Source organism: Streptomyces rectiviolaceus (genome assembly GCF_039533825.1).
Lineage (GTDB): Bacteria > Actinomycetota > Actinomycetes > Streptomycetales > Streptomycetaceae > Streptomyces > Streptomyces rectiviolaceus.
The window spans coordinates 383-22774 of record NZ_BAAAUG010000060.1; the positions used below are offsets into that span (position 1 = coordinate 383).

Annotated in this window: 20 protein-coding genes; 6 read left to right on the forward strand and 14 right to left on the reverse strand. The window is 71.3% G+C overall.

Annotated features, from left to right (window positions below; genetic code table 11):
* From ABD378_RS17915 to ABD378_RS17950, 8 genes are all read right to left on the reverse strand, one after another.
* Window positions 1-2055, reverse strand: a 2055-nt coding sequence (locus ABD378_RS17915; RefSeq protein ID WP_344521932.1) for a trypsin-like peptidase domain-containing protein, incomplete at its 3' end; no start/stop codon positions are given.
* 16 nt (window positions 2056-2071) lie between these two features.
* Complete coding sequence (locus ABD378_RS17920; protein WP_344521933.1) at window positions 2072-2371, reverse strand: trypco2 family protein; 300 nt, start codon at window positions 2369-2371, stop codon at window positions 2072-2074.
* 75 nt (window positions 2372-2446) lie between these two features.
* Complete coding sequence (locus ABD378_RS17925; RefSeq protein WP_344521934.1) at window positions 2447-3862, reverse strand: amino acid permease; 1416 nt, start codon at window positions 3860-3862, stop codon at window positions 2447-2449.
* Between the two features lie 112 nt (window positions 3863-3974).
* Window positions 3975-4973 (reverse strand): ornithine carbamoyltransferase, encoded by a 999-nt coding sequence (argF, locus tag ABD378_RS17930; protein ID WP_344521935.1) that lies wholly within the window; start codon window positions 4971-4973, stop codon window positions 3975-3977.
* 126 nt (window positions 4974-5099) lie between these two features.
* Window positions 5100-6326, reverse strand: a complete 1227-nt coding sequence (locus ABD378_RS17935; RefSeq protein WP_344521936.1) for an arginine deiminase — start codon at window positions 6324-6326, stop codon at window positions 5100-5102.
* Window positions 6327-6391: 65 nt separating this feature from the next.
* Window positions 6392-8956 carry a polynucleotide kinase-phosphatase gene (locus ABD378_RS17940; RefSeq protein WP_344521937.1) on the reverse strand — a complete coding sequence of 855 codons (2565 nt, stop codon included), beginning with the start codon at window positions 8954-8956 and terminating at the stop codon, window positions 6392-6394.
* Window positions 8953-10464, reverse strand: coding sequence for a 3' terminal RNA ribose 2'-O-methyltransferase Hen1 (locus ABD378_RS17945; protein WP_344521938.1), 1512 nt, complete (start codon window positions 10462-10464; stop codon window positions 8953-8955). Before ABD378_RS17945 ends, ABD378_RS17940 begins: the two co-directional genes overlap by 4 nt.
* A gap of 111 nt (window positions 10465-10575) precedes the next feature.
* Window positions 10576-11025: a cold-shock protein gene (locus tag ABD378_RS17950; RefSeq protein ID WP_344521939.1), complete on the reverse strand. Its 450-nt coding sequence runs from the start codon at window positions 11023-11025 to the stop codon at window positions 10576-10578.
* Window positions 11026-11203: 178 nt separating this feature from the next.
* Here ABD378_RS17950 and ABD378_RS17955 point away from each other — a divergent pair, with 178 nt between their 5' ends.
* Both ABD378_RS17955 and ABD378_RS17960 read left to right on the forward strand, forming a co-directional pair.
* The gene (locus tag ABD378_RS17955; protein ID WP_344521940.1) at window positions 11204-12127 is read left to right on the forward strand and encodes an LLM class F420-dependent oxidoreductase; all 924 of its coding nucleotides are present in this window, start codon (window positions 11204-11206) and stop codon (window positions 12125-12127) included.
* A gap of 273 nt (window positions 12128-12400) precedes the next feature.
* Window positions 12401-12625, forward strand: coding sequence for a hypothetical protein (locus ABD378_RS17960; RefSeq protein WP_344521941.1), 225 nt, complete (start codon window positions 12401-12403; stop codon window positions 12623-12625).
* Window positions 12626-12690: 65 nt separating this feature from the next.
* On the opposite strand, the gene ABD378_RS17965 is transcribed toward ABD378_RS17960, so the two are convergent.
* The 6 genes from ABD378_RS17965 to ABD378_RS17990 all read right to left on the reverse strand — a co-directional run bounded on the left by ABD378_RS17965 (window position 12691) and on the right by ABD378_RS17990 (window position 17965).
* Window positions 12691-13173 carry a DUF6099 family protein gene (locus tag ABD378_RS17965; protein ID WP_344521990.1) on the reverse strand — a complete coding sequence of 161 codons (483 nt, stop codon included), beginning with the start codon at window positions 13171-13173 and terminating at the stop codon, window positions 12691-12693.
* A 201-nt stretch (window positions 13174-13374) separates the two neighbouring features.
* Window positions 13375-13698, reverse strand: coding sequence for a nucleotide pyrophosphohydrolase (locus ABD378_RS17970; protein WP_344521942.1), 324 nt, complete (start codon window positions 13696-13698; stop codon window positions 13375-13377).
* On the reverse strand, window positions 13691-14860 hold the full coding sequence (locus ABD378_RS17975) for an AAA family ATPase (RefSeq protein ID WP_344521943.1): 1170 nt from the start codon (window positions 14858-14860) through the stop codon (window positions 13691-13693). The genes ABD378_RS17970 and ABD378_RS17975 overlap by 8 nt, the downstream gene beginning before the upstream one ends.
* Before the next feature lie 122 nt (window positions 14861-14982).
* The gene (locus ABD378_RS17980) at window positions 14983-15363 is read right to left on the reverse strand and encodes a cell division protein SepF (protein WP_249587197.1); all 381 of its coding nucleotides are present in this window, start codon (window positions 15361-15363) and stop codon (window positions 14983-14985) included.
* 118 nt (window positions 15364-15481) lie between these two features.
* Entirely contained in the window at window positions 15482-16690 is a 1209-nt protein-coding gene (gene fes, locus ABD378_RS17985; protein ID WP_344521944.1) for an enterochelin esterase, read from the reverse strand.
* Between the two features lie 120 nt (window positions 16691-16810).
* Window positions 16811-17965: an epoxide hydrolase family protein gene (locus tag ABD378_RS17990; RefSeq protein ID WP_344521945.1), complete on the reverse strand. Its 1155-nt coding sequence runs from the start codon at window positions 17963-17965 to the stop codon at window positions 16811-16813.
* Window positions 17966-18060: 95 nt separating this feature from the next.
* Here ABD378_RS17990 and ABD378_RS17995 point away from each other — a divergent pair, with 95 nt between their 5' ends.
* The 4 genes from ABD378_RS17995 to ABD378_RS18010 all read left to right on the forward strand — a co-directional run bounded on the left by ABD378_RS17995 (window position 18061) and on the right by ABD378_RS18010 (window position 22358).
* On the forward strand, window positions 18061-18867 hold the full coding sequence (locus tag ABD378_RS17995) for an arylamine N-acetyltransferase family protein (protein ID WP_344521946.1): 807 nt from the start codon (window positions 18061-18063) through the stop codon (window positions 18865-18867).
* A gap of 87 nt (window positions 18868-18954) precedes the next feature.
* Window positions 18955-19374, forward strand: coding sequence for a TOBE domain-containing protein (locus tag ABD378_RS18000; protein WP_344521947.1), 420 nt, complete (start codon window positions 18955-18957; stop codon window positions 19372-19374).
* 78 nt (window positions 19375-19452) lie between these two features.
* Window positions 19453-20271, forward strand: a complete 819-nt coding sequence (modA, locus tag ABD378_RS18005; protein ID WP_344521948.1) for a molybdate ABC transporter substrate-binding protein — start codon at window positions 19453-19455, stop codon at window positions 20269-20271.
* 146 nt (window positions 20272-20417) lie between these two features.
* Window positions 20418-22358: an ABC transporter permease gene (locus ABD378_RS18010; RefSeq protein WP_344521949.1), complete on the forward strand. Its 1941-nt coding sequence runs from the start codon at window positions 20418-20420 to the stop codon at window positions 22356-22358.
* Window positions 22359-22392 lie beyond the last annotated feature (34 nt).

Here is a 22392-nt window from a genome sequence, read left to right on the forward strand (position 1 = left end):
GGCGAGCCGCGGGTCGGCCGCTGCGACGCCCGCCGCCATCCGTGCCATCGCCCGCGCCCGGTCCCACGGATCGAGCAGCGTCCTGGCGATCCCCTCCGCCTGCGCGCTCAGCCCGAGCGCCGCCCAGACGGCGGGCAGGCCGACGGGAAGACCGGCATTCCTGTGCAGCAACTCATCGGCGACCAGCGCAAGTTCTCCGACGATCCCCAGGTCGCCCCGGGGCGACCTGGCCAACTGCCTGCGGGCCGCCGCGATCTCCGCCTGGGCGACGGCGTCGCTGCCGGTGACGGCGAGCAGCCGGGCCTGGCGGCGCGGGTCGGTGATGGTGGCCAGATATCGGTCCGGGTCGCCCACGCCCGCGAGCAGCCGTCCGTACGTGTGCAGCAGATAGCCGGGGGTGCCCTCGGGCCAGCCCCGATCGCGGTACCCGTCGGCCCAGGCGTGGATGCGGGCGCGGTACTGCGCGATGCCGGGGCCAAGCGCCTCCCCGGCCTGTTCGCGCAGCGTCTCGTGCGCGAACAGAAACCCCTTCTCCTCGTTCAGGTCCCAGCGGGTACGGGTGCGCAGGCTGCGGCCGAGCACACTGGCGAGCCGGGACTCCAGCTGGAACGGCATCATGCCCGTCAGCTCCACGAGGTCCCGGGCGGTGAGTCCGCCCTGGGCCGCGGTGAGCAGTCCGAGCAGATCCACCTGGGTCTGGTCGCCGCGGAGCGCCTCGTGCAGTTCGCGCTTGGCCTCGTCCTGGATGTGCCGAGCGAAGTCGTTCCTGGCCAACTGCCGCCGGGTGCAGTGCCGCAGGGGGTGATCGGCCGGCACGTCAAGCGGCACTCCGGGGTGCGGGCGGCTGGTGACCAGGACGCGGACGTTGGCAGGCGGGCGGGGCGGCAGCAGGGCCGCGATGCTCGGCCGTGCACTGTCGGGCCCGGCGGCACGGTCCTCGTCCAGGCCGTCGACGACGAGGAGCAGCGTCTCGCCCTGCTCCGCGAGGCGCTCGGCGGCCCGGTCGAGCAGCAGCCTGCGCAGGGCGTCCCGCCCGACCGGGGTGGCCTCGATGCCGGCGAGCGGCGCCAGTTGGGCGATCAGACCGTCGGTGAACGCGTCGCTGTCGGCTTGCTCGGCCCAGCGCGCCGTGACGAAGAAGGACACCGGGCGGACACCGGCAGGCGGATTCAGGACGAACGTCGACGCGAGCGCCGTCTTGCCGCTCCAGGGCAGTGCCTGCCACCACTGGTAGGGCTCGTCGCCCGCGCAGAAGGTGACGAGTTCCTCGATCTCCCGCTCGCGGCCGACCAGTTCGGGCGGCGCGATGTCCCGCACCTGCCGCAGTTGGGCCACCTGGGCCACCTCGCCGCGGTCGGCAGGTATGACGTCGGGCAGGTCGTCGGGGCCGATCATGAGGTCCAACTCGGCCTGTACGACGCCGAGTTCGGCCTGGGACAAGCACGCGTGCCAGCGGTCGATCCGCAGCACGGCGAGGGTGCCGATGCCGTCCGAGCGGTGGTGTCTGCCGACGATGCCGATCAGCCGGCCGCCGCTGAGGACGGGCGCTCCGGACATGCCCTCCCAGGGCGAGCGCTGCGGTTCCGGGTCGCGATCGGGCGGTGGCACGTGCAGTTCGAGCGTGCCCTCGCGCCGGTTGGAGAGCACCGGCGCGGAGCCCTCCGCGTGCCGGGTGTCGCGGTAGGCGGTGGCGCCGCCGCCCGTGTCGGCGCGCAGCTTGAACCGAGGGAAGCCCAGTGTCGTGCACCGCAGGACGGCGTCACGCTCAGCCACCCGCCCCAGGGCGACCGGACCCTCCGCCTTCTCCTGCGGCACGGACAGGAGCGCGCCGTCGACGCCCGCGTGCGACCAGACGACCTCTGCCCGGTGGGTCCGCTCGCCGGGACGGTCGGCGTCGAAGCGCACCTCCACGCGCGCGGCGTCGCGCACGACGTGCTCGGCCGTGAGCACGAGGCCGTCGCGCACGAGATAGCCGGAGCCACGGCGCTTCTCGCCGTGGCCCGGCGTCACGATGATCTCGGCGGCCCGCCCGATGTCCAGGCCATACGTCCGCACGGCTCCCCCGCCCCGGTCAGCGCTCGCCGTCCGCTTCCCGCCCCGATATCTCCGGCCGTCCGGGCTGTCCGTCGATCTTCGGGTGCAGGGTCAGGGTGATCCGGTGCGTGTCGCTCCTGGCCACTTTCCCCTCGGTACTCGCGTCGACCACCCAGAAGCGGACCTTGGCGCCCGCGCCGCCCGACCGCTCCATGGTGAAGGCGGCCTCCACCTCCACCGGGCCCAGCTCGAAGCGCAGTCGCTCTCCGGCGCCCGCCCTCATCGCCTCGTCCAGCTCACGCCTCAACTCGCCCACTACTTCGGAGAGTTCGATCACCGCTGCCCCCTCGCCCCCGCGCTCTGTCGGCCAAGCGTACTGGGCAAGTCCGGCGATGAGCAGGCAATCGACAGGTCAGGAGGCGGAGTTCATCCGGGACCTGCTGCGGCCGTAGAACGTGTAGACGAGAGTGCCCACGCCGAGGAACACCGCGAACTGCACCCATGTCGTCCAGCCCGTGCCCCAGATCAGATAGAGGCAGAAGCCCACGCCCAGGATCGGGCTGACGGGGTACAGCGGCACCCGGAAGGTGCGCCTGAGCCCCGGGGCCGAGCGGCGCAGCGCGAGCACCGCCACATTCACCGCGACCATGATCGCCAGCGTGCCGATCGTGGTCAGGTTGACCACCACGTCGAGCGACGAGAAGGCGGCCGGGACGGCGAAGACGGCCGCAACGATCCAGGTGTTGGCGACCGGCGTCGCGGTCTTGGGCGAGACGCGCTCGAAGACGCGCGGGATGAGCCCGTCGCGGGACATCGACATCAGGATGCGGGTCTGCCCGTACATCACGGCGAGCACGACGGACGCGATGGCCACGACCGCGCCGAAGGCGATGATGCCGCCGCCGACCGACGAGTCGGTGACCTGGTCGACGACCAGCGAGAGCGCGGCGGGCTTGTCGGCGACCGCGTCCGCGCCGAGCGCGCCGATGGCCCCGATGGCGACCGCCACGTACAGCAGTGTGGCGACGCCGATGCAGATCAGGATGGCTATCGGGATGTTGCGCCGGGGGTTCTTGACCTCTTCGCCCGCCGTGGTGATCGCGTCGAAGCCGATGAAGGAGAAGAAGGCGAGCGAGGCGCCCGCGGTGATGCCGGAGGCTCCGGCGCCCGCGAAGGGGGTGAGGTTGCCTGCCTTGAACGCGGTGAACGCGATCGCCAGGAAGAACAGCAGGATCCCGATCTTGAGGATGGCCATGGCGGCCGTCGCCCGCGCGCTCTCGCGGATGCCGCGCACGAGCAGCACCGCGGCAAGCAGGATCACGACCACGGCGGGCAGGTTCACGACGCCGCCCTCGCCGGGCCCCGCGGAGAGCGCGTCGGGCAGGTGCCAGCCGGTGAGGCTTTCGAGCAGCTCGTTCAGGTACTGGCTCCAGCCGACCGCCACGGCGGAGACGGAGACGCCGTACTCCAGGAGCAGGCACCACCCGACGAGGAACGCGGCGCGCTCGCCGAGCGAGGCGTACGCGAAGGAGTACGAGCTGCCGGACACCGGGATCGCCCCGCCGAGCTCGGCGAACGAGAAGGCGGTGAAGATGCAGGTGACCGCGGCCAGGAAGTACGAGACGGCGACGGCGGGGCCCGCCTCGGCGACGCTGTCGGAGAGGCCGACGAAGATGCCGGTGCCGACGATCGCGCCGACGCCGAAGCACACGAGCTGGAACAGGCCCATGGTGCGCTTCAGGCCGTGGCCCTCGAGGTCGGCGCCCGATTCGGCGACAAGGAGTTCGGGGGACTTGATGCGGAGTCCTGCCGGACCGGTCGAGCGCATGCGGTGGTTCTCATTTCGGTGGTGCTTGGGCGGCGGGGGTGGGGCCGCAAAGAAGCGGGGCCGGGGGAAGGTGTTCCCCGGCCCCACCAGTGTGAGCGTGCTGGTGATGCGTTCAGGCGAGCGTGGCGACGAGGATCGCCTTGATCGTGTGGAGCCGGTTCTCCGCCTCGTCGAAGACGACGGAGTGCGCCGACTCGAAGACCTCGTCGGTGACCTCGAGAGAGCTTAGACCGTGCCGGGCGTGGATCTCACGGCCGACCTTCGTGCCCAGGTCGTGGAAGGCCGGGAGGCAGTGCAGGAACTTCACGTCGGCGTTGCCCGTCGCGCGCAGGACGTCCATCGTCACGGCGTACGGCGCGAGCGCCGTTATGCGCTCGTCCCAGACCTCCTTGGGCTCACCCATGGAGACCCAGACGTCGGTCACGACGAAGTCGGCGCCCGCGACGCCCCCGGCGATGTCCTCGCTGAACGTGATCCGTGCACCGCTGGTCTCCGCGAGCTCGCGGGCCCGGGCGACGATCTCCTTGGCGGGCCAGTAGGCCTTCGGCGCGACGATGCGTACGTCCATGCCGAGCAGCGCGGCCGTGATCAGGTACGAGTTGCCCATGTTGAAACGGGCGTCACCGAGGTACGCGAAGGCGATCTCGGTGAGGGGTTTCGTGCTGTGCTCGGTCATCGTGAGCACGTCGGCGAGCATCTGGGTGGGGTGCCAGTCGTCGGTCAGGCCGTTGTAGACGGGCACGCCCGCGTGGGCGCCGAGCTCCTCGACCGTCGACTGGGCGTCACCGCGGAACTCGATGGCGTCGAACATCCGGCCGAGCACCCGAGCGGTGTCCTTCGTGGACTCCTTGGAGCCGATGTGGGATCCGGCCGGGTCGATGTACGTCGTCGACGCCCCCTGGTCGGCCGCCGCGACCTCGAAGGAGCAGCGCGTGCGCGTGGAGGACTTCTCGAAGATCAGCGCGATGTTCTTGCCGATCAACCGCCGCGTCTCGGTCCCCGCCTTCTTGGCCGCCTTCAGCTCGGCGGCCAGCTCGATCAGGCCGCGGAACTCCTCGGCGGTGAAGTCCAGCTCCTTGAGGAAGTGGCGGCCGGTGAGGTCGATGGCCATGATGGCGCTCCAGGGGTACGCGTACGGGGACAGGGCTACTGGAAGTCTATACGACGCTCCACATTTATATACAGAGACCTGTAGGGTCGCACCCCCGCACCGACCCCGCACCCGCCCCGCACCGGCTCAGTCGACGGGATCCCGCTGCACCGGACAGCTCATGCACCGCGGCCCGCCCCTGCCGCGCCCCAGCTCGCTCCCCCGGATCTCGATCACCTCGATGCCCTCCTTGCGCAGATGCGTGTTCGTCGTCGAGTTCCGCTCGTACGCCACGACGACGCCCGGCTCGACCGCGAGTACGTTGCAGCCGTCGTCCCACTGCTCGCGCTCGGCCGCGTGGACGTCCTGGGTGGCCGTGAGGACCCGGATCCCGCTCAGGCCGAGAGCAGCCGCGATGGCCCGGTGCATGTGCTCGGGCGGATGGTCGGTGACCTTCAGCTCCCGCCCGTCGACGCCCGGCTCGATGGTGTACGAACGGAGCATGCCGAGGCCCGCGTACTGCGTGAAGGTGTCGGCGTCGACCATCGTCATCACCGTGTCGAGATGCATGAACGCGCGCCTCTTCGGCATGTCCAGGGCAACGATCGTCTGCGCGGAGCCCGCGGCGAACAGCTTGTGCGCGAGCATCTCGACGGCCTGCGGCGTGGTGCGCTCGCTCATGCCGATGAGGACCGCGCCCCGGCCGATCACCAGGACGTCGCCGCCCTCGATGGTGGAGGGGTAGTCCGACTGCCCCTGGGACCACATGTGGAATTCCTCGGCCCGGAAGAGCGGGTGGTGCTGGTAGATCGCCTCGAAGTGCACGGTCTCGCGCTGCCGCGCGGGCCAGCGCATCGCGTTGATGGAGACGCCGTCGTATATCCAGGCCGATGTGTCGCGCGTGAAGAGGTGGTTGGGCAGCGGGCCGAGCAGGAAGTCGTCCAGGTCCATGCAGTGGAAGCGCACGGACGTCGGCTCCGGGTGGCGCTCCAGGAACTCCCGCTTCGTCATCCCGCCGATCAGCGCCTCGGCCAGCTCGGCGGAGGGCAGCGTCTCGAACGCGGCCCGCAGATGGTCCGTCGCAAGCGGCCCGTACTCCTTCTCGTCGAAGACCCGGTCCAGGACGAGGAGGCGCGCGCCGGGCACGTCCATGGCCTCGGTCAGGAGGTCGCCGAAGAGGTGAACGGCCACCCCGCGGTCGCGCAGCACGTCGGCGAACCCGTCGTGTTCCTGGCGTGCCCTGCGGACCCACAGGACGTCGTCGAAGAGCAACGCGTCCTTGTTGGTCGGGGTGAGCCGCTTGAGCTCCAGATCAGGGCGGTGCAGGATCACGCGGCGCAGCCGCCCGGCCTCGGAGTCGACATGGAATCCCATGGGGTCCATCTTTCCCCTGCCGGACGGCCGACGCCCGCTGTTGGCCGAATGGCGCCCGCTGTCGCCTAAAGCCGCGGATCCACCGGCTCCGACTCCAGGGCAAGCACCGCGAACACCGCCTCGTGGACCCGCCACAGCGGCTCACCCGCCGCGAGGCGGTCCAGGGCCTCAAGGCCGAGCGCGTACTCCCGGATCGCGAGCGAGCGCTTGTGACCGAGGAAGCGGCCGCGCAGCTTGTCGAGGTGGTCGGGCCGTGTGTACTCCGGGCCGTAGATGATCCGGAGGTACTCGCGGCCCCGGCACTTGATGCCGGGCTGCACGATCCGGCCCTTCCCGTCCCTGACCAGCGCCTCGACCGGCTTGACGACCATGCCCTCGCCGCCCCGGTTGGTCATCTCCAGCCACCAGTCGACGCCTGCCTGGACCGATGCCTCGTCGCCGGTGTCGACATAGAGACGCCGGGTGGTCTGCAGCAGGCCGGTGCCGTCGTGCTCCACCATGCGGTCGATCAGGGCGAGCTGTTCGTCGTGCGGGAGCGCGGCGAGGCTGCGGCCCTGGACCGCCAGGATCTGGAACGGCGCCAGACGCACGCCCTCCAGGCCGTCGGTCGGCCAGCAGTAGCGTCGGTAGGCGTCCGTGAACGCGGCGGCGTCCACGGCTCGTTCGCGCTGCTTGGCCAGGAGTGCTCCGGTGTCCACGCCGCGTGCCGTCGCCGCTTCCAGGGCGGCTATCGCGCCGGGGAAGACGGCTGCGGACGCGGCGCCCACGGCCGCGTACTGCGTGCGGAGCAGGCCGGACGCCTTCAGCGACCAGGGCATCAACTCCGCGTCGAGCAGCAGCCAGTCCGTGTCCAACTCCTGCCAGAGGCCCGCCTCGGTGACGGCGTTGCGCAGGCGGCCGAGTATCTCCTCGGTGACCTCGGCCTCGCCGAAGAAGGGGCGCCCCGTGCGGGTGCAGAGCGAGCCGGTCGGGCCGTCCACGCCGAAGCGCTCGCGGGCCACGTCCGCGTCGCGGCACACCAGGGCCACGGCGCGCGAGCCCATGTGCTTCTCCTCGCACACGACCCGGGCGACACCGTCCTGGGCGTACGACGCGAAGGCCTCGGCCGGGTGCTCCAGGTAGCCCTCGCGCTGCGATGTCGCGGTCGGCGCCATCGTCGGCGGGAGGTACGGAAGCAGCCGCGGGTCGACGGCGAAACGGCTCATGACCTCAAGGGCAGCCGCCGCGTTCTCCTCGCGCACGGCGACACGTCCCGCGTGCCCGGTCTCCACGGCGCGGCGGCCGTGCACGTCGTTCAGGTCGAGCGGCCGCCCGTCGTGACCGCCGGGGGCCTCCGTGCGGAGCGGCCTGGCCGGTTCGTACCAGACCTGCTCCGCCGGTACGTCGACGAGCTCGCGCTCCGGCCAGCGCAGCGCGGTGAGCCTGCCGCCGAACACGGCGCCGGTGTCCAGGCAGATGGTGTTGTTCAGCCAGGTCGCGGTGGGCACGGGGGTGTGGCCGTAGACCACGGCGGCGCTGCCGCGGTAGTCCTCCGCCCACGGGTAGCGCACGGGCAGGCCGAACTCGTCGGTCTCGCCGGTCGTGTCGCCGTAGAGCGCGTGCGAGCGCACCCGGCCCGACGTACGCCCGTGGTACTTCTCGGGCAGGCCCGCGTGACAGACGACGAGCTTGCCGCCGTCCAGGACGTAGTGCGAGACGAGGCCGTCCACGAACTCCCGCACGCTCGCGCGGAATTCCTCGCTCTCCGCGTCCAGCTGCTCGACGGTCTCGGCGAGTCCGTGGGTGTGCTGGACCTTGCGGCCCTTGAGGTAGCGGCCGAGCTTGTTCTCGTGATTGCCCGGTACGCACAGGGCGTTGCCGTCGCCGACCATCGACATCACGCGGCGCAGTACGCCCGGGGAGTCCGGGCCGCGGTCGACGAGGTCGCCCACGAAGACGGCCGTACGCCCTTCTGGGTGCGCGCCGTCGGCGTAACCGAGCTTGCCGAGCAGGGTGTCCAGCTCGGCGGCGCAGCCGTGGATGTCGCCGATGATGTCGAAGGGGCCTGTGAGGTGCGAGAGGTCGTTGTAGCGCTTCTCGGTGACGATGGTGGCGTTGTCGACCTCCTCCACGCCCTTGAGGACGTGGACCTTCCTGAACCCCTCGCGCTCCAAGTGCTTCAGGGAGCGGCGCAGTTCGCGCTGGTGGCGCTGGATGACGCGGCGGGGCATGCCGGCCCGGTCGGCGCGCTCGGCGTTGCGCGCGGCGCAGACCTCCTCGGGCACGTCCAGGACGATGGCGATGGGCAGCACGTCGTGCTCCCTGGCCAGCGCGATCAACTGCTTGCGGCTCTCGCTCTGTACGTTCGTGGCGTCGACGACGGTGCGCCGGCCGGCGGCGAGACGCTTGCCCGCGATGTAGTGCAGCACGTCGAAGGCGTCGCGGCTCGCGCCCTGGTCGTTCTCGTCGTCGGCGACGAGGCCGCGGCAGAAGTCGCTGGAGAGCACCTCGGTGGGCTTGAAGTGCTTGCGGCCGAAGGTGGACTTGCCGGATCCCGTGGCGCCGACGAGGACGACGAGGGAGAGGTCGGTGATGGGCAGCACCCGGCCCGCGCGTATGGCTTCGGTACTGGTGCCGGTTTCCTGCGTCATGCTGCCTGCACCTCCTTCGTGGTCTTGAGGTTCGCGTCGTTCTTGTCGCTCTTGTCGGCCTGCGTGAACACGGCCATCTGGGTCGGCGGCCCCACCTCGGGGTCGTCGTCTCCCACCGGTATGAACTCCACGCCATAGCCGTGCCGTTCGGCCACCTGGCGGGCCCAGCCCCGGAACTCCTCGCGCGTCCACTCGAACCGGTGGTCGCCGTGCCGGACGTGCCCGGCGGGGAGCGTCTCCCAGCGGACGTTGTACTCGACGTTCGGCGTCGTCACGAGCACGGTGCGCGGCCGCGCGGAGCCGAACACCGCGTACTCCAGGGCGGGCAGCCGCTCCTCGTCGAGGTGCTCGATGACCTCGCTGAGCACGGCGGCGTCGTACCCCTTGAGCCGCTTGTCGGTGTACGCGAGCGAGCCCTGGAAGAGCTTGACGCGCTCGGCCTGCCGCTCGCCCATGCGGTCCAGCTTCAGCCGCCGCGAGGCGATGGTCAGCGCCCGCATCGACACATCGACACCGGCGATCTCGGTGAACCGCGTGTCCTTGAGCAGCGCCTGCACCAACTGGCCCTGCCCGCACCCGAGGTCGAGCACCCGCCCGGCCCCGGCGCCGGTCAGCGCCGCGAGGATCGCCTCACGCCGCAACACGGCGAGCGGCACGGACTTTTCCTCTGTGTCGCTCTCCTCGTCGACCGCATCGACCGCATTGTCGATATCGTCGACATCCGTGTCGTCCGCGTCGGCGAGCCGCACCAGTTCGAGCCGCTGCATCGCCTCCTGGGTCAGCGACCAGCGCCGCGCCAGATAGCGGCTGGTGATCAGCTTCTGCTCCGGGTGGTCCGCGAGCCAGCCCTCACCGGCACGCAGCAGCTTGTCGACCTCGTCCGCCGAGACCCAGTAGTGCTTGGCGTCGTCGAGCACGGGGAGCAGGACATAGAGGTGCCGAAGCGCCTCGCCCAGGGTCAACTTCCCGTCCGGCACGTCCAGTACGAGATGCACGTACCGCGAGTCGCCCCACTCCGGGAACTGCTCGTCCAACGGAATCCGCGTCACCGTGGCCGTCCAGCCCAGCGGCTCGAACAGCCCACGCACCAGATCGGCGCCGCCGCGCGCGGGCAGCGCGGGCACCTCGATCCGCAGCGGAAGCGGCTGCCCCACCCGCTCGGGCCTCGCGTTGCACACCCCGCGCATCGCGCTGGAGAACACCGCGCTCAGCGCCACGGCGAGCAGCGACGAAGCAGCGTAGGGCCGGTCGTTCACGTACTGGGCGAGCGCCGCATCCGGTGCCCCGCCGCGCCCCTTGCCCTTCCCCCGCTTCACCAGCGCCACGGGATCCACCTCAAGCAGCAGCGCGGCGGTGCAACGCTCCACGGACGCCTCGGGGTAGAGGACGTGCGCGGTGCCGTAAGAGGTGGAGAACGCCTGCGCCTTCTCGGGGTGCTTGTGCAGCAGGAAACCGAGGTCGGTCGCGGGGCTCTCAGGGGTACCGGAGGTACTGATCGTCAGGAACACGGGTATGCCTCGAAACGCAATCTGAACTGCGGAAACTTACGGTTGCGGCTCCAGCGCGCCTCTAGACCGTACAGCGAACATCACTGACACACTCAGGGGTTTTCGATCCCCTCAGCCCTCCGCCCAGCCGTGGCTCTTGCCGTGCTGCACCAGCTGTTCGCGGAGCTGCGTGATCTGCTCACCGGTCATCCACGGAGCCGCGCCGAGCAGCAGCTCCGTCACCTCGAACGAGTACTCCGCGACGCTGAGCACATCGCAGGTGGGCTCCTCACCGTCGTCGAACCCCGCGGCGGACGCCTGGATCGACGGGGGCACCTGGGCCCGGGCCACGAACGGCGGTGCCGTAGGCGCTTGCGCCCCCTGGGGAAGGCGGACGGACGACGCCTTGGGTCCGCGCTCGCCCTCCTCGATCTCGAACTCGACCCGCGCCCCCGAGTACACCAAAGGCTCCGGAATCAGCAGATCGTTGGCGTGCAGGAACACGTCTTCCCCACCGTGCTCCGGGGCGATGAATCCGTAACCCCGCGCGCCGTCGAACCGGACAACCCTGCCAGCGACCATCTCAACCTCAACCCCAACACCATCTCCGGGCCCCTCGCCCGGACAGCCGGTGCCGAATCCTAGCCTCCACACCCGCGTGCCGAGCGGTCGAGCGCCCTGTCGCCTCCCGTTTGCCGGCGGTGGCAACACGGCCTGTGCGGGACTGAAACTGGATCCGGCATCCGGGCAAGATGGCTGCATGGACCTTCGAATCTTCACTGAACCGCAGCAGGGTGCGACCTACGAGACGCTCCTCCGCGTCGCCAAGGCCACCGAGGACCTCGGCTACAGCGCCTTTTTCCGCTCCGACCACTACCTCGTGATGGGCTCCTCCGACGGTCTGCCCGGCCCCACGGACGCCTGGATCACCCTCGCGGGACTTGCGCGTGAGACCCGGCGGATCCGGCTCGGCACCCTGATGACCGCAGGTACGTTCCGACTGCCCGGTGTGCTCGCGATCCAGGTCGCCCAGGTCGACCAGATGTCGGGCGGCCGCATCGAACTCGGCCTCGGCTCGGGGTGGTACGAGGCTGAGCACTCCGCGTACGGAATTCCCTTCCCGAAGGAGAAGTTCGGACGCCTGGAGGAGCAACTCGCCATTGTCACGGGCCTGTGGGAGACCCCGGTCGGCGAGCACTTCACCTTCGACGGCACCTACTACCAACTCTCCGATTCCCCCGCCCTCCCCAAGCCCGCGCAGCCCAAGGTGCCTGTCCTCATCGGCGGACACGGCGCCAAGCGGACGCCCGCCCTCGCGGCCCGCTACGCGAGCGAGTTCAACATCCCCTTTGCCTCTCTTTCCGATACCGAGCAGCAGTTCAAGCGCGTGCGCGCCGCAGCCGACGAGCACGGCCGCAAGGCCGATGACCTCACCTACTCCAACGCCCTGGTGGCCTGCGTCGGCAAGACGGACGCGGAGGTGAAGCGCCGCGCCGACGCGATCGGGCGCGAGGTGGAGGACCTGAAGGCGAACGGGCTCGCCGGTTCTCCGGCGGAGGTCGTCGAGCGGATCGCCGCTTACCAGGCCGTCGGCTCGCAGCGTATGTACCTCCAGATCCTCGACCTGGACGACCTGGACCACCTGGAGCTGATCTCCTCGCAGGTCATGCCGCAGCTGACCTGACGCCAACACGGCCGCCCCCGGTGGAGTCGACGCCGATCGCGATCGCACTCCCGTCAACTCCACCGGTCCCGCCCGCCCCGCGCGGCCCCGGCCGGGTGAAATTCCGTCAACCCGGCATCCGGTGCGGCCCCGCCCCAGTGACCCGCCGCCGCCGGTGATCGTTGGCTCGGGCGGAGCCGGACCGCCCGGCACCCGCGCCGGCGGCCGCTGCTGGTGCGTCGCTTGCATCAGCTGCCCTCCACGACCGGGAGGGCGAGGGCCGAGGAGGCCGTCATGTCCAAGGAAGCCGTACCCGAGCAGGAGGCCGCGCGCGAACCGTCCGTGCCCGAGCAGCAGGGCCCACCCAAGGGCCTGCTCCAGCAGATGGAGGAGCTGATGGCCGCGCTCAACGCGGATCTGACCCAGCTCGACGCGGATCTGCAGCAGTCCACGCCGGCCGACGACACCCCGCCCCCCGCCCCTCGTCCCCCCGTCGGCGACGAGCCCACCCGCTCCTGACGGCACCGGCACTCCCCCGGCGCCCGTGCCACCCGGCCGTCCGCGGCCCCCGTCACGTCGCCGGCTCATGACGGCCCCGCCGCCGAGTCGGGCTCGGGCAGGCTCTGTTCGCGCACCGCGAGCCTGCGCAGCATCTCGAGCACCCGGTCCCTCGACTCGTCGGCGGCGTCGATCGCTTCCATGCACTGCCAGTACGCCCCCTCGTCGTGTGCGCCCATGGCCACGCCGACCAGCGCGATGCCCACCTCGCCGAGCAGTTCGTCGAGCCCCTGCAGCACCTCCTGCGCCTGGCCGATGCCCGTCAGCCGCGCCGCCCGCACGCCCTCCGTCCCGAGGCCCGGGGCGTCGAGAACCCCACACCCCCGGCCGCCGACTTCGCTCAGGCCGAGCGCCTCGCCCCGCAGTTCCGGCGGCCCCGCTATCGCGAGCCGACTGCCGATCGCCTGCGCGAGGGCCTGGGACTGCCACCCCTCGGCCACGATGTCCGACGCCTCCTTGCTCCGCGCCAAGGCGTGCCTGCTCGCCTCGATGAGCCGCATCGCCTCCATGCGCTCCCCCATCCATCCCGCGCGCAACCGCCGCACGTTCGCCCGAACTCCCTTGCCCACTACCCAGAGTGAGTGTCAGCGAGGCGAAAAGCCAGAGCAACCCGGAAATCTGTGGACAAGCTATCGACTGTGGACAACGTGTCCACTCCGGAGAGTGACGGATCTCTGAACTGGGGCTCCCTGAACTGGGGGTCCCTGAACTCACGTCGGCGGGAAGCGCCGTTCGTTCCGGTCGATCTTCGCGGCGAGCGCCGCAAGCGCGTCGATGCCGAGCACCTCGCAGAACTGCAGCAGATAGGCGAGCACGTCGGCGACCTCGTCCGTCACCCGGTGCGCCGAGTCCGGGTCGTCCATCACCCGTGCCGACTCGTCGGGCGTCAACCACTGGAAGATCTCGACCAGTTCGGACGCCTCCACACTGAGCGCCGCGGCCAGGTTCTTGGGCGTGTGGTACTGCTCCCAGTCCCGCTTCGCCGCGAAGTCGGCCAGCCGCTGCTGCAGTCCCGCTACATCAAGTTCAGTCACGGCTCAGGTCTACCACCGCGGCCCCGCCCACTTCAGCGGCCCACGACGCGTCACTCACCGTCCCGACGAGACGGATGTGCCCGCGCTCACAGGTGCGCGCCGCCAGTTCGGCGAGTGCGCGCTTCTGCCGCTGGTCCAGGAAGTGGTCGAGCCCGTCGGCGAGCACGGTGAGGTTCTGGTACGCCGACGGCACCTCGGCCACCGGGTCCACCTCCAGCACCCCGGGTCCGGTGAGCAGCACCAGGACGAGCGCCAGAAACCTCAACTCGCCGTCCCCGAGCCGCCCGACGGGTGACCTGACCCCGCCGCCCCGGTCGATGAACGCCTGGACCGACCCGTCGTCGGCGACCTCCGCGAACACATCGGCGACCGGCCCCGCGCACCCCTCCCGCACCGCAGCCACCAGCCGCGCATGACGGTTGCCGCACTCCTCCTTCGTACGGAGAAGAACCTCGGCAAGATTGTCGCAGCCGCTCAACAGGCGCCCTGCGCCGATCAGTCCAGGGGGCACGGGCAGCCGCATGAGTCCGGGCCGGGGAGCGCAGGGGAACACCGAGCGCAGCGCGACCACGACCTGTTCGGCCGCCGCGAGCACCAGGCGCTGTCCCGCGGTCTTTCCCGCGACACGCAGCGGGAGCAGCGCCGTGCCGAGCCGGTCGTCCGGCAGGGGGCCGCGCGTCACCGGCGTCATGCCCGCCGTGTGCCAGGCCGCCTGCACCGCGCGCCGCCCCGGATCACGCAGCGCCGTCTCGAGCAGGGTGAGCCCGCCCCAGGTCAGCCGCTCGCCGACGACACGCAGTTCGGGCTCGGCCTGTACGGCGACGTCGAGCCGCACCGCTCCGACAGGACCGTCGACCGTGCATCCGATGCGGAAACCACGCCGCCGCTGTTCGTCACCCCGTGCGCGATCGGGCACACAGGCCACGGGATCGGCGAAGACGTCGAAGAGTTCCTCGCCCGCCCCGAGCCGCGCCAGCGCTTCGCACGCGGCGAGCGCGGTGGACTTGCCGCTCCCGCTCGGCCCCGCGACGAGGGTCAGCGGACCGAGCGGGAACACGGCGCCCCGGTGCGAGGCGAACGCCGAGAGCCGCAGTTCGGTGACGCGGCTCCGGTCCGGACCCGGCGGCGGCTCGGCGACCGACCCCGGGAGGTGCACAGTCATGTCCGGACGGTAGGCGGCGACGGATCTGGTGAACCGTTCCGCCCAAGTGACCTTCCTACGAATGAGGGATTCCTGGGGAGCGGCTCCGGCGCTGCGCCCCGGCGTCTACGCGCCTGGACTTCCTACGACTGGGCCGCCTCGACGAGCCCCTGCACCTCGGTGCCGGGCGGCGCGAGCAGGAAGACGTTCTTGTCGACCCGGTGCATCCCGCAGCCGAGGCCGAGGACCACGCCGCTGCTGAAGTCCAGGACACGCTTGGCGACTTCCGTCTCGGCCCCGGTCAGGTCGAGCAGCACCGGAATCTGCGCCATCACGGTCTCGGCGACCTCGCGGGCGTCCGCGAAGATGTTCACCCGCATCACCACAAAACGCCGCCGCGCCTCGGTCTCCGCGTCGGGCATCGCGCGGTGTCCGGGCCAGGACGGCCATTCGTTGCGGCTGCGCAGTGGTACGACCTGGGCGAGCCCTTCCCACTGTTCATCGGTGACGTCGTGGCTGTTCAACGCTCCACCCCGTCCTGGCTCGTACTCGATATCTGCACTGGCTCATTCTTACGCGACCTCACCCGTTCGGCCCAACAGCGACACGGGGCGGGCGGACCAGTGTGCCAGGGCCGGCGGGTCAGTGTCCCAGGAGCGCCACAAGCCCTTCGGTCAGGCAGCCGCGCCAACAGGCCCAGTCATGACCGCCGTTGTACTCGCCGAGGGTCACCGGGCAGCCGCGCGAGCGCAGGTTCTCGTACAGATCGCGATGGTGATCAAGAATTTCGCCCTCACGCACTCCGACGTCCAGGCGCACGGTGACGGGCCGGGACGCGCCGACGCCGAGGCGGGAGACGGGCGCGGACTGGGCCAAGACGTTGCCGAACCGGTCCGGCCGCAGGAAACCCGCGTACAGGGAGGCCAGTCCGCCGAGGCCCTGACCCGCGACGAGCGTGCGCGCGGGGTCGGTGGTCAGCGGCCAGCGGCCGGCCGCCCACGGCAGCAGTTCATCGGCGAGGAAACTCACATGACGCTCGTGCGCGTCCAGTTCCCTGCGGCGCGTGGCCCTGTCGACGGCGTCCGGGGCGAGGACGGCGAGCGGCGGCAGGGAGCCGTCGGCGATGAGAGCGTCCAGCGTGTCCTGGAAGGCGAGCCGCCCGAACCACATGTCGCCGTCGCACAGCGCGAGCACCGGCAGCTCCGCCGCCTGACCGCCCGGCGGCAGATACGCCCACACGTCCCGCTCGGCGCCGAGCACCCCCTTGGGCAGCCGGTGCCGCTCGACCCGCCCCCGTGGCACCCCGGCACGCCGCTCGGCCCACGCCCGCGCGGGCGCCTGCGGAAGCTCGAAGACGGAGGAGTCGCGGTCGGGCCAACGGCCGGGCATCCGGCGGGGGTTGAGCGGGTCGGGTGCGGCGTACGCGGACAGGGAGAGCAGCCGTCGCCGGAGGAGGGCGGGGGATACGGGCGGTTCGCCGGGCGAGATGTCGGCGGCCATGCGGTACGAGCCGCGGTGGTCGGCGCGCAGCCGGTAGGTGAGGTGCCAGATGTCCGTCCCGGGCAGCGGGCTCAGCCGTGAGGCGGCGAGGTCGGCCTGGTCCGCGATGCCCTCGGCGAGCAGCAGGACCTGCCGGGTGGCGCGGTGGCCACGCCACAGGAACGTCGCCGCGCAGTGGTCCGGATCGCCGTCGATGGCCTCGACCAGGGGGGTGCCGCGGCGCGCGACATCCGCCCAGAACTCGTCCAGGACGACGGCCCGTTCGGCTTCGGAGGCTTCGGAGGTTTCGGCGACGCGGGCGGCGACGCGTTCGACGCAGGGCGCCGCGAGCACCCCCGTGGTCACGCTCATCCGCACACGAAGAGGACCCGCATCGTTCCCCGCCTTCCTGGTCCAGCACACGACAACATCAACTTAGCTTAGCCTAACCTAAGCAAAAGTCCTCGCTGGATCAGTCCCTCGGTGGCTGGATCAGCCCCTCAGCGGCCGGAAGAACGTCCGCAGCTCCTGGGCCACCTGCTCCGGCTCCTCGTGCGCCATGAAGTGCCCGCCCCGCTTCGGGGTGCTCCAGTGGCGCAGGTCGGTGAAGGTGCGCTCGGCCAGGCTCCTGGGGTAATTCGCGAACGCCGGTTCATGGCTGAGGGTGATGGCGCCGGGGACGGTGACGGGCGGCACCGGCTTGTTCCGGGGGTAGTCGTAGTACTGCCGGAAGGACGAGCCGATGCTGCCGGTGGCCCAGTACAGGGTCGCGACCGTGAGCAGGGTGTCCTTGTCCCAGCGGGCCTCCAGATCGCCGCCGCAGTCGCTCCAGTCGCGGTACTTGTCGGCGATCCAGGCGACGAGCCCGGCCGGGGAGTCCATCAGGGCCGCGGCGATCGTGTCGGGGCGGGTGCACATGATCTCGCTGTAGCCCTGGTCACCCACGTCGTAGGCGGCCAGCGCGTCGAGGTACGACCGCTCTTCGGGAGTCGGCGGCTCCGCCTCGAACCGTTCCGTGATCACCGCGGAGGTGAGGTGCACCCCGGCCACGTCCCGCGGGTAGAGGGCGCCGAGCCACTGCGTCACACCGCCCCCGATGTCCCCGCCGAAGGCCCCGAAGCGCTCGTAGCCCAGGGTTTCGGTCATCAGCTCGTGCCAGATCTCGGCGACGCCCCTGCGCGTGAACGGCTCGCGCGGCAGCTCGGAGTGGACGAAGCCGGGCAGCGAGGGGATCACCACGTCGAAGGCGTCGGCCGGGTCGCCGCCGTGCGCGGCCGGGTCCGCCAGGCGCCCGGCGACCCGCAGCATCTCCACGAAGCTGCTCGGCCAGCCGTGGCTCAGGACCAGCGGCAGCGGCGCGGCGGCGCCTTCGGGGCGGCGGCCCCGCAGATGGACGAAGTGCACGCGCCGTCCGGCGACTTCGGCGACGTACTGGGGAAAGGCGTTGAGCCTGGCCTCGGCGGCGCGCCAGTCGAAGCCGTCCGCCCAGTGGGCGACGAGTCCGCGCAGATAGCCGGGGTCGACGCCCGCCGCCCAGTACGTGGAGTCGGACGGCTGGGTGAAGAGGGTGCGCTTCAGGCGCGTACGCAGGTCGTTCAGGACGTCGTCGGAGACAGAGGTCCGGAAAGGAGCGGGTTCGGCTGTCATGGTTCCTTCGGTGCAGGAGGCAGCGGCCGCCACAACTCCGCATCGGCGGCGACGCGGCGGGAGGCCCATGATGCGCGACGCGCAAGAATCTGCCCATGGATTTTGATCAGACGGATGCCTACCTGCGCCGCATCGGCGCCGAGCGCCCCGCCGCCGCCACCACGCGGGCCCTGCACGACCTGCACCTCGCGCACCTGCTCGCCGTCCCCTTCGAGAACCTCTCCATCCACCTCGACGAGGACATCGAGCTCACCGAGGACTCCTTGGTCGCGAAGGTCGTCGGCGCCCACCGCGGCGGCTTCTGCTACGAACTCAACGGTGCCTTCGCCGCACTGCTCACCGCCCTCGGCTTCGAGGTCACCCTGTTGCAGGCGCGTGTGTACGACGCCTCCGGGCAACCCGGTATCCCCTACGACCACCTGGCGTTGCGCGTACGCACCAGCGACGGGGGCGACCTGCTCGCCGACATCGGCTTCGGCACCCACAGCCACTACCCGCTGGTCTTCGGCGAACGCGGCGACCAGCCGGACCCCGGTGGCACCTTCCGCATCGCCGAGACCCCCGAAGGCGACCTGGCCGTCAGCAGGGACGGCACGGCGCAGTACGTGGTCGACCTGCGCCCGCGCGCCCTGGGCGACTTCACGTCCGGCGCCTGGTGGCACCGCACCTCGCCCCGGTCCCACTTCACGCAGTCGCTGGTCTGCTCGCTGCTCACCGTGACCGGGCGGATCACCCTCAGCGGGCGCACCCTCACCACGACGACGGCAGGCGAGCGCCACACCGCCGAGCTGGCCACGGACACCGAGGTGCTCGACGCGTACGCCAGCCACTTCGGCATCGCCCTGGAGCAGGTGCCGCACGTGAAGAAGACCGGATCCGGCGGAGGCGATGACGCCTCTTGACCTTTCCTCCAAGCGAGGTGGCATCTGCCATGGACAATCACCTATACGTGTTGTAGATGCGAGGTGAGGCGGCTTATCGTGGCGCGCATGCAGTCCTACACGATCGGACAGGCGGCGCGTCTGCTCGGCGTCAGCCCCGATACCGCTCGTCGCTGGGCGGACGCCGGACGGGTCACCACCCACCGGGACGAAGGCGGCCGTCGGCTCATCGACGGCCGCGATCTCGCCGCGTTCTCCGTCGAGGTCGCGCAGGGGCAGGCACAGGGGCAGGCGCAGGGGGGCAACGGCGAGGACGACGTCCCCTACACCTCCGCCCGCAACGCCTTTCCGGGCATCGTCACCGCGGTGAAGCTCGGCGACGTCGCGGCCCAGGTCGAGATCCAGGCAGGTCCGCACCGGCTCGTCTCGCTCCTGACCCGGGAGGCCGTGGAGGAGCTCGGCCTGGAGGTCGGCATGCAGGCAACCGCCCGCGTGAAGTCCACCAGCGTGCACGTCGACCGCACCTGACCCCTGGTCCGCACCCCAGGGTCCGCAACCACGGGCCGGACCGCGCCGCCGGCCTCGCTCCCAAGGAGTTCCACGCTCATGTCCCTCGCTCTCACCCCCGCCCGGCGCCGCACCGCGGCCGCCGTGCTGACGGCCGCCCTGCTCGTCCCGCTCGCCGCGTGCGGCAAGGACGACGACAACAACGACAAGAACGACGGCAGCGGCAAGACCGCCGCGGGCGCCGCCGCTCCGAAGGCCGACCTGACGGTGCTCGCCGCCTCCTCGCTCACCGATGTCTTCGAGACCGCCGGTGCCGCGTACGAGAAGGAGCACCCGGGGACGAAGGTCAACTTCTCCTTCGCCGGTTCCCAGGAGCTGGCCTCCCAGGTCAACCAGGGCGCCCCGGCCGACGCGCTGGTCACCGCCGACACCAAGACCATGGACGGTCTGCGGTCCGACACCGGGACGGCGTCCGTCATCGCCAAAAACCGCCTGGTCATCGCGGTCGGCGAGGGCAACCCGAAGAAGGTCGCCGAGCTGAAGGACCTCTCCGACAGCAAGCTCAAGGTCGTCCTCGCCGCGTCCGAGGTGCCGGTCGGCCGCTACAGCAAGCAGATCCTGGACGACCAGAAGATCGACGTGCAGCCGGTCTCGCAGGAGCCCAACGTCCGCGCGGTCCTGAGCAAGGTCGAACTGGGCGAGGCGGACGCAGGACTCGTCTACAAGACCGACGCCGCCACCGCCACCGGGAAGGTCGACGCGGTCAAGATCCCCGACGGTCAGAACGCGATAGCCGAGTACCCCGCGGCCACACTGAAGACGTCGAAGCACGCGGAGGCCGCGGCGGCGTTCGTGAAGTGGCTGTCCACGCCCGCCGCGCAGAAGATCCTTCAGGACGCGGGCTTCGAGAAGCCGTAGCCACGTCCCGTCGCCCGTCGGTTCACAAAGGCCGAGGTGAGGGGGCCGACCGCCTCCCCGGTCGGGGTGTTCCGGGCCGTCCCCCGGAACATCCCGTACGCCCCCTCACCTCGCGACACCACCCCGAACGCACCCCAGGGACCACGATGAAAAGCCCGCGCGGCCGCACCAGTGGCCCCCGCACCCCGATCGCCCTGGCGATCCCCGCGCTGCTCGCCATCGCGTTCCTGATGCTGCCGCTGCTCGGGATCCTCGTCCGCACCGAATGGGGTGAGCTCGGGGCCCATCTGACGACCGAAGGCACCACCGAGGCGCTGAAGCTCTCGCTGATCGTCTCCTTCTGGGCCCTTGGGCTCTCTCTGCTGCTCGGGGTGCCGCTCGCCTGGCTGCTTGCCCGTGTCGACTTTCCCGGCAAGGCGGTCGTACGTTCCCTCGTCCTGCTCCCGATGGTCCTTCCGCCCACCGTGGGCGGCGTCGCCCTGCTCCTCGCCTTCGGGCGGCGCGGGCTGCTCGGCCCGTGGCTCGAGGACACGTTCGGGATCACCCTGCCGTTCCAGACATCCGGCGCGGTGATCGCCGCGACCTTCGTCGCGATGCCGTTCCTCGTCATCAGCCTCGAGGGCGCGCTCGGCGGGCTCCGCCCCCGTTACGAGGAGACCGCCGCCTCCCTGGGGGCCTCGCCGGTACGGGTGTTCTGTACCGTCACGCTGCCCATGGTCGCGCCCGGGCTCATCGCCGGAGCGGCCCTGACCTGGGCGCGGGCCCTGGGCGAGTTCGGCGCGACCATCACCTTCGCCGGCAATCTCCCCGGCACCACCCAGACCCTGCCCCTGCAGGTGTACCTGCTGCTCCAGGACTCCCCCGAGGCCGCGACGTCCGTGTCGCTGCTGCTGCTCGCCATCGCCATGGCGGTGCTCGTCGCGCTGCGCGGCCGCTGGATGAGCGCTCCGGGCAACCGGCGCCAGGGGCGACCTGAACGGCTGCCGGACGAGGGGGCCGCACCCGTGCTCCCCGACCCCGCCGCGGCCGAGCCCGCGCCGCCCCCCTCGGAGCTCTGGCCCCTGCACGCCGAGGTCAGCGGCTTCAACCGGCTCACCCTGGACGCCGAACCTGGCACCACCATCGCCGTGGTCGGACCCAACGGCGCGGGCAAGACCACACTGCTGCGCGCGCTCCTCGGCCTCACCCCGCGCGCCCACGCCGAGCTCCGCCTCGGGGACACGGACGTCACCGGGCTTCCGCCGCACCGCCGGCACGTCGCCTGGGTCCCGCAGGACGGCGCCCTGTTCCCGCACATGAGCGCCCTCGCCAACACGGCGTACGGGCCGCGCGCGACGGGTGTACCGCGCGGCGAGGCCCGGCGGCGCGCGCAGGAGTGGCTCGACCGGCTCGGCGTCGGCCACCTCGCGCACCGCAGACCGGCGCAGGTGTCCGGCGGTCAGGCCCAACGAGTGGCGCTGGCAAGGGCGTTGGCGGCCCGCCCCCGGCTGCTCCTGCTCGACGAACCGCTCGCCGCGCTGGACCAGACGACCCGGGCCCATGTGCGGCACACCCTGCGTACGCACCTCGCCACCTTCGGCGGCGTCTGCCTGATCGTCACGCACGACCCCGTCGAGGCGGTGTCCCTCGCCGACCGGGTTCTCGTACTCGACCAGGGGCTCGCCCTCCAGGACGAGGCGCCCGCCGAGGTGACCCGGCACCCGCGCTCCCCGTGGGTGGCCAGGATGCTGGGCCGCAACGCCTGGCCCGGCACCGCGGGGCCCGAGGGCCTCGCCCTGCCCGGCGGGGGGACCCTCGTGATCGCCGACCCGCTGCCGCCGGGCACAGAGGCCCTGGCGATCATCGCCCCGGAGGCGGTCTCCGTGCACCGCGACAAGCCCACCGGCAGTCCGCGCAACGTCTGGCCGGGCACCATCCGCGAGATCACCACCAGCGGCAGCCGCCTGCGCCTCCTGATCACCTCGCCCCAGGCCCCGGACCTCGTCGCCGAGATCACCCCGCAGGCCGCCGCCGAACTCGGCCTCACCGACGGGACATCGGTGTGGACCAGCGTGAAGGCGACGGAGGCGACGGTCGTGCCCACCTGACAGGTGCGGGCCGCTGAGGCGTGAGGGCTGCGCG

Excerpts from the sequence above, each read along its gene's own strand:
- ABD378_RS17925 (WP_344521934.1), bottom strand. The coding sequence starts at position 3,862 with ATGCGCTCGACCGGTCCGGCAGGACTCCGCATCAAGTCCCCCGAACTC.
- ABD378_RS17990 (WP_344521945.1), bottom strand. The coding sequence starts at position 17,965 with ATGACAGCCGAACCCGCTCCTTTCCGGACCTCTGTCTCCGACGACGTC.
- fes (WP_344521944.1), bottom strand. The coding sequence starts at position 16,690 with ATGAGCGTGACCACGGGGGTGCTCGCGGCGCCCTGCGTCGAACGCGTC.
- ABD378_RS17965 (WP_344521990.1), bottom strand. The coding sequence starts at position 13,173 with ATGGAGGCGATGCGGCTCATCGAGGCGAGCAGGCACGCCTTGGCGCGG.
- ABD378_RS18010 (WP_344521949.1), top strand. The coding sequence starts at position 20,418 with ATGAAAAGCCCGCGCGGCCGCACCAGTGGCCCCCGCACCCCGATCGCC.
- ABD378_RS17995 (WP_344521946.1), top strand. The coding sequence starts at position 18,061 with ATGGATTTTGATCAGACGGATGCCTACCTGCGCCGCATCGGCGCCGAG.
- ABD378_RS17960 (WP_344521941.1), top strand. The coding sequence starts at position 12,401 with ATGTCCAAGGAAGCCGTACCCGAGCAGGAGGCCGCGCGCGAACCGTCC.
- ABD378_RS17955 (WP_344521940.1), top strand. The coding sequence starts at position 11,204 with ATGGACCTTCGAATCTTCACTGAACCGCAGCAGGGTGCGACCTACGAG.
- argF (WP_344521935.1), bottom strand. The coding sequence starts at position 4,973 with ATGGCCATCGACCTCACCGGCCGCCACTTCCTCAAGGAGCTGGACTTC.
- ABD378_RS17940 (WP_344521937.1), bottom strand. The coding sequence starts at position 8,956 with ATGACGCAGGAAACCGGCACCAGTACCGAAGCCATACGCGCGGGCCGG.
- modA (WP_344521948.1), top strand. The coding sequence starts at position 19,453 with ATGTCCCTCGCTCTCACCCCCGCCCGGCGCCGCACCGCGGCCGCCGTG.
- ABD378_RS17975 (WP_344521943.1), bottom strand. The coding sequence starts at position 14,860 with ATGACTGTGCACCTCCCGGGGTCGGTCGCCGAGCCGCCGCCGGGTCCG.
- ABD378_RS18000 (WP_344521947.1), top strand. The coding sequence starts at position 18,955 with ATGCAGTCCTACACGATCGGACAGGCGGCGCGTCTGCTCGGCGTCAGC.
- ABD378_RS17950 (WP_344521939.1), bottom strand. The coding sequence starts at position 11,025 with ATGGTCGCTGGCAGGGTTGTCCGGTTCGACGGCGCGCGGGGTTACGGA.
- ABD378_RS17935 (WP_344521936.1), bottom strand. The coding sequence starts at position 6,326 with ATGGGATTCCATGTCGACTCCGAGGCCGGGCGGCTGCGCCGCGTGATC.